At 37.2% G+C, this 8051-nt stretch carries 4 protein-coding genes and 1 rRNA gene; all 5 read right to left on the reverse strand.

Translation table 11 applies throughout. From position 1 onward, the window contains the following. Positions 1–32: 32 nt before the first annotated feature. Positions 33–2519 carry an EAL domain-containing protein gene (locus DPX34_RS08840; protein ID WP_111978050.1) on the reverse strand — a complete coding sequence of 829 codons (2487 nt, stop codon included), beginning with the start codon at positions 2517–2519 and terminating at the stop codon, positions 33–35. A 244-nt stretch (positions 2520–2763) separates the two neighbouring features. Then, positions 2764–5616, reverse strand: a complete 2853-nt coding sequence (locus DPX34_RS08845) for an EAL domain-containing protein (protein WP_198673659.1) — start codon at positions 5614–5616, stop codon at positions 2764–2766. Between the two features lie 149 nt (positions 5617–5765). Beyond that, the gene (locus DPX34_RS08850) at positions 5766–6065 is read right to left on the reverse strand and encodes a hypothetical protein (RefSeq protein ID WP_111978052.1); all 300 of its coding nucleotides are present in this window, start codon (positions 6063–6065) and stop codon (positions 5766–5768) included. A 671-nt stretch (positions 6066–6736) separates the two neighbouring features. After that, positions 6737–7129 carry a helix-turn-helix domain-containing protein gene (locus tag DPX34_RS08855; RefSeq protein ID WP_111978053.1) on the reverse strand — a complete coding sequence of 131 codons (393 nt, stop codon included), beginning with the start codon at positions 7127–7129 and terminating at the stop codon, positions 6737–6739. Between the two features lie 698 nt (positions 7130–7827). Continuing rightward, positions 7828–7942: ribosomal RNA gene (gene rrf, locus DPX34_RS08865) — 5S ribosomal RNA — on the reverse strand. Positions 7943–8051 lie beyond the last annotated feature (109 nt).

Raw genomic sequence — 8051 nt, forward strand, 5'->3', positions numbered from 1 at the left:
TTTATAAGCTGCACATTTCCACTCAGACCCAATTAATCATTCTGGAGATCAGTGCTTATATCCGTTTCTTGGTTATTCTTTTTTGCCATATTATTTGTACTAGAGCGGCTTTTTTCCCACTGCTGCACCCAACTCACAAACCCTTCTAAAGCAAAAGGCTTTGAATACAAAAAGCCTTGCGTTAAGTTACAACCCATACGACGTAACTTATCCTCTAATTCAAGATCTTCCACGCCCTCGGCAATGACATCTAGTTCGAGATTACGTCCTATATCAATAACCGTATTAACAATGGTTTTTGCCGTTTCACCTTCCATTAAACTTTGCACAAATGCACGATCTATTTTCACACCATTTAGCGGTAGCTTTCTAATCAAACTTAATGATGTTATACCCGTGCCAAAATCATCAATAACGGTGTGTACACCCAACTTATGTAAACGTAACAAAGCATCATGTGCTTGTAACGTGTCTGATGTTAAAGCGTTTTCATTAATTTCTAACACTAATTTATTAGCAGGAATATCGTGTTGTTTGAGTAAATCAGCAATGTAATCAATAAGTTCATGTTGGAGTAAATCTCGATTAGAAATATTTACCGAGACCTGAGCATCAATCGATTGTTTACGCCAATCAACTAAAGCTTCAACCGCAGATTTAATAACCCAACGTGTTATTCCATAAATAGCACCGGTTTTTTCAGCCAAATGAATGAAGTCATTGGGTTGGATCAAGCCTTTTTCAGGGTGCCGCCAGCGGATTAGAATTTCACCAGCGACAATTTTTTTATAATTAATTTCAACCACAGGCTGAATCATCAATTGTAATTGATCTTGCTTAAGCGCTTCTTTTAACTCTGCCGCTAACTCTCTTTGTTCAATCGAAATAGGCTCCTGATCAGGCGTAAATTCCGACAGTAGTTGATTATTGACTACGCCAAATTCAAGTGCCGTATGGGCTGAGTTAAGTAATGTATCAAAATTATCACCATCGGCAGGAAAATAAGCAGCGCCCATTGAAATATCATTCTCAATGACTAACGCATCTAACGCGATTGGATCGGGTAACTGCTGGCGTAATTCTAGCGCTAAATATTCGAGTACATGTTTTTGCTCTGTTACGTCTAAAACAAATGCATAGGTAACCCCACTCAACGCGGCTAAACATAATTGCTCATCTGTTCCATTTGAAGCAAGAGGCACCACTTCTGCTCGCTCGGCCAATAATCGGTTTAAACGGCGAGCCATTTGCACAATGACCATATCACCTGTCGAATAACCTAAATTATGATTTAAGGTTTCAAAGTTTTTCAATTTAAGTAAGACAAGCGCATACTTGGACGAATTGTGCTTTTTTATGACTTGCATAAAATAAGTTTCAAGCGCTAGCTGATTGGGCAAACCGGTTAACTTATCGTGTAAAGCCGCATACTGTAGAGAAGAGCCTTGTTTACGGCGGTGATTAACAACCGATAATGTTTGTTTTAGCATTCCCACTTGCCGTTCAGCTAAAATCAAAGCCATCGTAAATATATGTAATGTAATGACCGCAGGTAACAAATAATTAAAATTAGCACTTAACGGTAAAACACTAGAGATTAAAATAGCCCCTAGCATGATTGAAAAAATAACCCAACTACCAGTATACCCTCGCTGCGATGAACCCGATTTTTTATCTGGTTTTGCGACTAAACTGCTATAAGTACAAATCAAAGCGCTAAGTAACGCAAAACTCAATGCCAAATAATAACCAAATGGTAATGGCACAAATAAACAAGCTAACGAAACAACCGCTAACAATGAGATCACAATATTAAATAACTGCCGAAAAGCGCGAGTTGCACATTTAAACGTTAATACGCTTTTGGTTATACCAACAAAACATAATGTCATTAACACCATCGAAAAATGGTACAAACCACTACTCAAGACAGCATTAGGTAATTTAAGCCAATTTTGGATCATACCCGAATGAATTGAGATAAAACTAAGAGCAGCAATTACAAGGCCTAAAAACCAGTAGTGCATGGTTTGCTGCCACCAATTACCACTAATAATGGCGTACATAGCTAACACAACCAATACACTACAAATTACACCCCAGATCCAAGCTTCATGCTGTTGTTGGCTCACAAGTTGTTCAGCATTCAATAACTCAACTGTAGTATAAGCAGTATAAGGAGCTGTAAGCTGAAAATGGTAAGCGGTATTTGGCTGTAGTTTAATAACTTGCCCGAACATATTCGCAACATATTCGACTCGTTGATCAATTGTCAATTTAACTCTAGGGTTTTCAATAACCAGGTATAAAATATCGGGGGCTGGCGCAATAGATAATTCAAGTTTATCTACACTATTAACTTTTAAACTTTGCTGCGCCGACTGTTGCCAACGCTCATCAATACTGTGTTTCCATTGAATATCAGCAGCCTGTAAGTTCGCCGTATTAAATACACAATATATGAAGAGAATAATGCGAGAGATAAAAGTGAAGTAAGTGAATGCAGCTGTATTTTTCATATTATTTTTAGCTTACTGTAATGAGTCTTATACACATAGATTGAATAATATAAACATATAATTAGACTAAAGTTTATAAATTACAACCATCTATTTGTCAGTAGAATGTAAGCTCATAGTGAGTTAAATCATCAGATATTAAAACTAAAAAGTATGAACTTAAATCGAATTTAGCTCTTAGCCTAGTGCCGATATTACAAATTGTAAAGTAATCATATACCCCCAAGTCACTGAGATATAGCGATTATTTGATCTCAGGTATCGAAATGTCGAGCAGTTCCGCTAATGGCTTAGGTTTATTAACAAAGTAGCCTTGTGCATAATCAACCCCTATTTCCTGCAATTGTAGTAAAATTTCTTCTGATTCAACAAACTCTGCAATAGTTGACATACCAATAGCTTTAGCGACTTCATTAATAGATTTAACCATTGCGCAATCGATTGGATCAACGAGCATGTCTTTCACAAATGCACCATCAATTTTTAAATAATCAACCGGCAAGTTTTTTAAATAACCATAAGATGAAAAACCACTACCAAAATCATCCAATGAAAAATGGCAACCTAAATTTCTAAACGTTTTAATAAAACCAAGTGTTTTATCTAATTGAGTAATAGCTAAGCTTTCGGTGATCTCAAAACAAATTTTATTATAAGGGATCTTATATTGTTCAAATGCATTTAAAATATATAACCGCATATCTTCATTACCAAGCGAAGGACCCGAAAGATTAATCGCACACTTACTTAAATTTTGCATGTGATCAGGATGTTCACTTAACCAATTAAAGTAATGATTAATAACCCATTGATCGATTTGTGCCATTAAGTTATATCGTTCCGCAGCGGGCAAAAATAAACCGGGTGGAATACGCTCGCCATTTTCACCTTGCATACGAATGAGTAACTCATAATGCAATTTTTCGTGCACTTTAATAGGCATAATGATTTGAAATTCGAGAAAGAAGCGATCTTCTTCTAAAGCCTTATTAATTTGTGTGACTTGTTCCATTTCGGCATGATGGCGCTTAACATCTTTATCTAATTCGGTATAGGTATGGATCCGGTTACGCCCCTGTTCTTTAGCAGTAAAACAGGCGGTATCTGCAATGCTTAAAACTTCATCAATAGATTGTATTTTTTCATTCACTTCAACCATGCCAATGCTCACACCAACCGTGAAAACTCGACTATCCCATACAAAGCGAAACTCTTGCACAGATTGCTTAACTTGATAAGCCAGAACAAAAGCTTCATCGCCGGTACAATCCATTAACAACACGCCAAATTCATCGCCACCTAAACGAGCTAGAGTTCCTTTACCTTCGATTATATCGCGCATTTCTTCGGTTAACTGGCGTAATAAAATATCACCCGCTTTATGACCACAAGTATCGTTCACGACTTTAAATTGGTCTAAATCCATATACAGTAAGGTGTGACTTACTTCATCATTGCACTCAAACAAGGCATCATTAAGGCGTTTTTCAAATTCTCTACGATTATACAAACCCGTTAAAGCATCATGAGTTGCCATAAACTCAAGTTGCTTTTCCGCTTTTTTACTTTCGGTTATATCAATAATAGAACCAATTAATACGTTGCCATCAATCGTATCAGCTTGATACCGTAAATTAATAGAAACCCAAATATTACGCCCATCTTTTCTGCGCCACTGTGCATGATAGCCAATCATCCGCCCTAACTCTTTAGCTTTGCGAACGAGCTGTTGGCGATCTTTAACATCTAAATAAAAGTGTGCCATATTAGTTTGTTCAGATAGTAAATTTTCAATTGTTTCAAACTTTAATAAATCAACAAAAGCCTGATTGCCTCGAACAATACGTCCATCTTCAGTGGTTGTATAATGCGCCTCAACAGCATGTTGGTATATATCATGAAACATTTGATAGTGGCTCATCGCTTTATCTTGTGCGGCCACACTTTGACTTTGTGCTAATTTAATTCTTCCCATTAAAGCATGGAATAAAATCACAAAACTGACGATTTGCCCTATAACCAAACCAAATTCAGTGAATATAGTCCGATCAATGACACCACTACGATTTAATATAATAATAAAAATACCAATCGCAAAACATATCCAACTCATTAAAAATCGGCCACTGCCTTCTAGTTTATGTTGATAAGCGCGGTAGCCAACGTACAAAGTCGATAACGAAATAATTAGCGCTAAACTCATGCCGATAACAATACCGACAATATGCGGAAATATAAAAGGAACTAAAATTAATGAAAAACAACTAAAGATCAGAATTCTAAAGAGACGGTAGGCGTAATAACTATGAGACTGAATTTTCAGAAACGAAATATTAAATAAACCTAAAAATGCTAAAGCAAAGCCCATAAAAACAATAAACAAACTTTGACTCAGGTTAGGTTGGTCGTCCCAGAAAAATTGCAAGCCAAAGCCTTTTAAACTGACATAAAAACCAAAAAAGCAAAGGGCATATAATGAATAATAAAGGAAGGTTTTATCTTTTACGGCATTATAAACAAAAATAGAATAAACACTAATCGCTAAAATAACGCCCAGTAAGGCCGCTATTAAGCCGATAGCGAGCGATTCAAGTTGATAAAATGTGCTAGGCGTCCACAACGTAATAGGAAGTTGAGTAAAACCATCGTTTTTAATTCTGAGGTAAATATCAACCTGTGTTTCAGGCTCTATCATCAAAGGAAACACGAAACTACGATGCTGTATATCACGTTCATATACAGGCTGGGACAAACCAGAACGACCGATCTGTTGGCTAACGTTAGCAAGAGGATCAACAACGTATACTTCAACTTCATCAAGTAGAGGAAAATCAATCGCGAGAAAATATTCATTTGACTTATCATTTAAATTGTTTAATTTAAATTTGAGCCAGCAAGCTTGATCTGTACTATAAAAAGAAGGAGATTGCCGAGTATTAGCATGCCAATCAATTGAGCGATGGTTCTGCAAAAGCTGCTCTATTGATAAATCACTATCGGCCTCGACATAACTAAGAAATTGTCCCATTTTTATCTTAGTTTCATTACCGATCAAATCAAGAGAGTTAGATGCATAACTATTAGTTATAAAACTCATAAAGAGCAATATACAACTCACTAATAATATTGACGCAAACGAACTAATTCTCATAAACAGCCTAAATAATGATTTAATTATAATAATGCGGAAAACGCCACATCATATCACGCGTATTAATTAATAAAATGGATGTCATTCGAATGCAATTAATTAACAAGCCCTAATACAATAGTGTCTCTTGTTATTGCATCATCGCAATCAAACCAAAATGTTTCAGTTAAAAATTCAACATGAAACATGCAAATTAAGCCAGCTAAATCGAGTCGCCAAGAAAATCGATCAGCACCCAAGCTGAACTCTTTTATAATAAATCCTAAAGATAAAAGCCAATCACTAATGTCTTGCTGACAAACTTCCCAATCAGGAATATAAGACATAGTACATTCAACTATCCAATGATCCGGCGTTTCCGCACACTCAAGAATTGAGTAAGTTAACTGCTGCATGATATTTCCAACTCTTGAGCCCAATTAGGTTCGGGCTTCGCATAATTATTAAATGAATCTTGCTCACCAAATGGTTAAGTAACTACATCATGTAATTACTGAACTTTAGTATAGACGTTAATTGGCACAGCAGCGATTGCTTCTTGAGCTAAATATTCTCTAAAATAAATTTGGCGTTTATTTTGTTCATTTTACGGTTCCTAAATCTATCCGGTTTAACATCTATCAGTAAACACTCACGATATTTTTAGCCAAATAGTAACATCTTAAATACTTGAAAAAATACCTTGGTAAACGCTGATTATCTTGATTTATTTAGGGCTATAAATCTAAAGCTAATTGAAATAATAAAATTGAATTTCTCTAATTCCTGCAAAAATTAACCCGCTAACGTTTGCTCACCTTTTTTAAACCAATCCTCTTTAATCTCTGCTTACTTTAGCCCAGCTTCTTGTGCATATTTAAATAACATTTTTGTGTCTTCAACAAATGCATTCCAAGGACTGTATATGCTTCGACAGTGCCTTTAGGTGCCCATAAACGTGTTGTGGTATTTTTCTGGCCGAATCGAGCTTCATCCTGAAACCAGATATCAACACGTTCAAGTGGTAGGTGACCTGGAGTTTTTTGATCACTTCCAATATGAGTTTTTTTAAACGCTTCTTGAGCGTCTACTGATGCTTAGGGTGGCGAGAGCGCGACGTTATCCAACTGAACCCTAATGAATTCAATAAACGATAAATAGAGTTACTGTGATAATTAATGTCAAAATGCTCAACTATATAGGCATGAATATCAGCGCCAATTAACCGACCACCGCAATCAGACTGACTACTTTCAGTAATAAACTCACGAAGCTGTTGTTGTTGTTGCTCTGATAGGTAAGGTTCGCGACCTTTCTGCTTTTTAGTCTCCAAGCCTTTTAAGCCTGATGCTAGGTAATTAGAAACCCAGTCGTTGACTGAGCGCCTACTCACTTTTAATATTCTAGCGATTTCGGCTCTATTTTTTCCATCAAGGAAATATGATACTGCTAATACCAATCCGTAATAATAAGTGCCCACTCAGCGAGCGTTTAAATGCGCTTAAATGAAAGAATAGCGGTGCTCTTTTGAGGTCGAGCAACACAGAGTAAGCCCATTTAAAACTCGCCTGAAAGGAATGCCCCAGCGGCTTTTGACCCGCGTTATCGGTATTTGAAAGGGAACAACCATTCCTACACACCGACGCCTTGTTCAAAAACCGCTGGATGCATGCTGAGAGATCAGCTAAACCCAAGCGCCAGATACAACAAAGCCCAGTCATAAACTGGGCTTCATCTTAATAAGTGCCTGACAGTGTGCTACTCTCACATGGGAACTCCCACACTACCATCGCCGNTCACAAATTGAACATGAAGACACCTCTTTTTTTCTTAAGATCCTACATATGAAATGCGCTTAATCAAGGTGCTTGAATTAAAGAATATTGGTGCTCTTTCGAGTTCGAGCAACACAGAGTAAGCGCATTTAAAACTCGCCTGAAAAGAACGCCCCAAGGGCTTTTGACCTGTGTTATCGGTATTTGAAAGGGAACAACCATTCCTACGCAAAAATGTCTGGAATACTTTTGAATAGATTTGCTGGCTTTAGCGAAAGGCAGGTTGCCTGAAGTACACCGACGCCTTGTTCAAAAAACGCTGGATGCATTCTGAGAGATTAGCTAAACCCAAGCGCCAGATACAACAAAGCCCAGTCATAAACTGGGCTTCATCTTAATAAGTGCCTGACAGTGTGCTACTCTCACATGGGAACTCCCACACTACCATCGCCGCTATTATGTTTCACTACTGAGTTCGAGATGGGATCAGGTGGGACCATAATGCTATTGCCGTCAGGCATAAACGGTTCACTACTTGGCGTTTAAAACGCAGAAGAAAGTAGTAGATACAACAAAGCCCAGTCATAAAACTGGGCTTCATCTTAATAAGTGCCTGACAGTGTGCTA

It is taken from the genome of Algibacillus agarilyticus (assembly GCF_003286125.1).
In the GTDB taxonomy this organism is placed as follows: Bacteria; Pseudomonadota; Gammaproteobacteria; order Enterobacterales; family Alteromonadaceae; genus Algibacillus; species Algibacillus agarilyticus.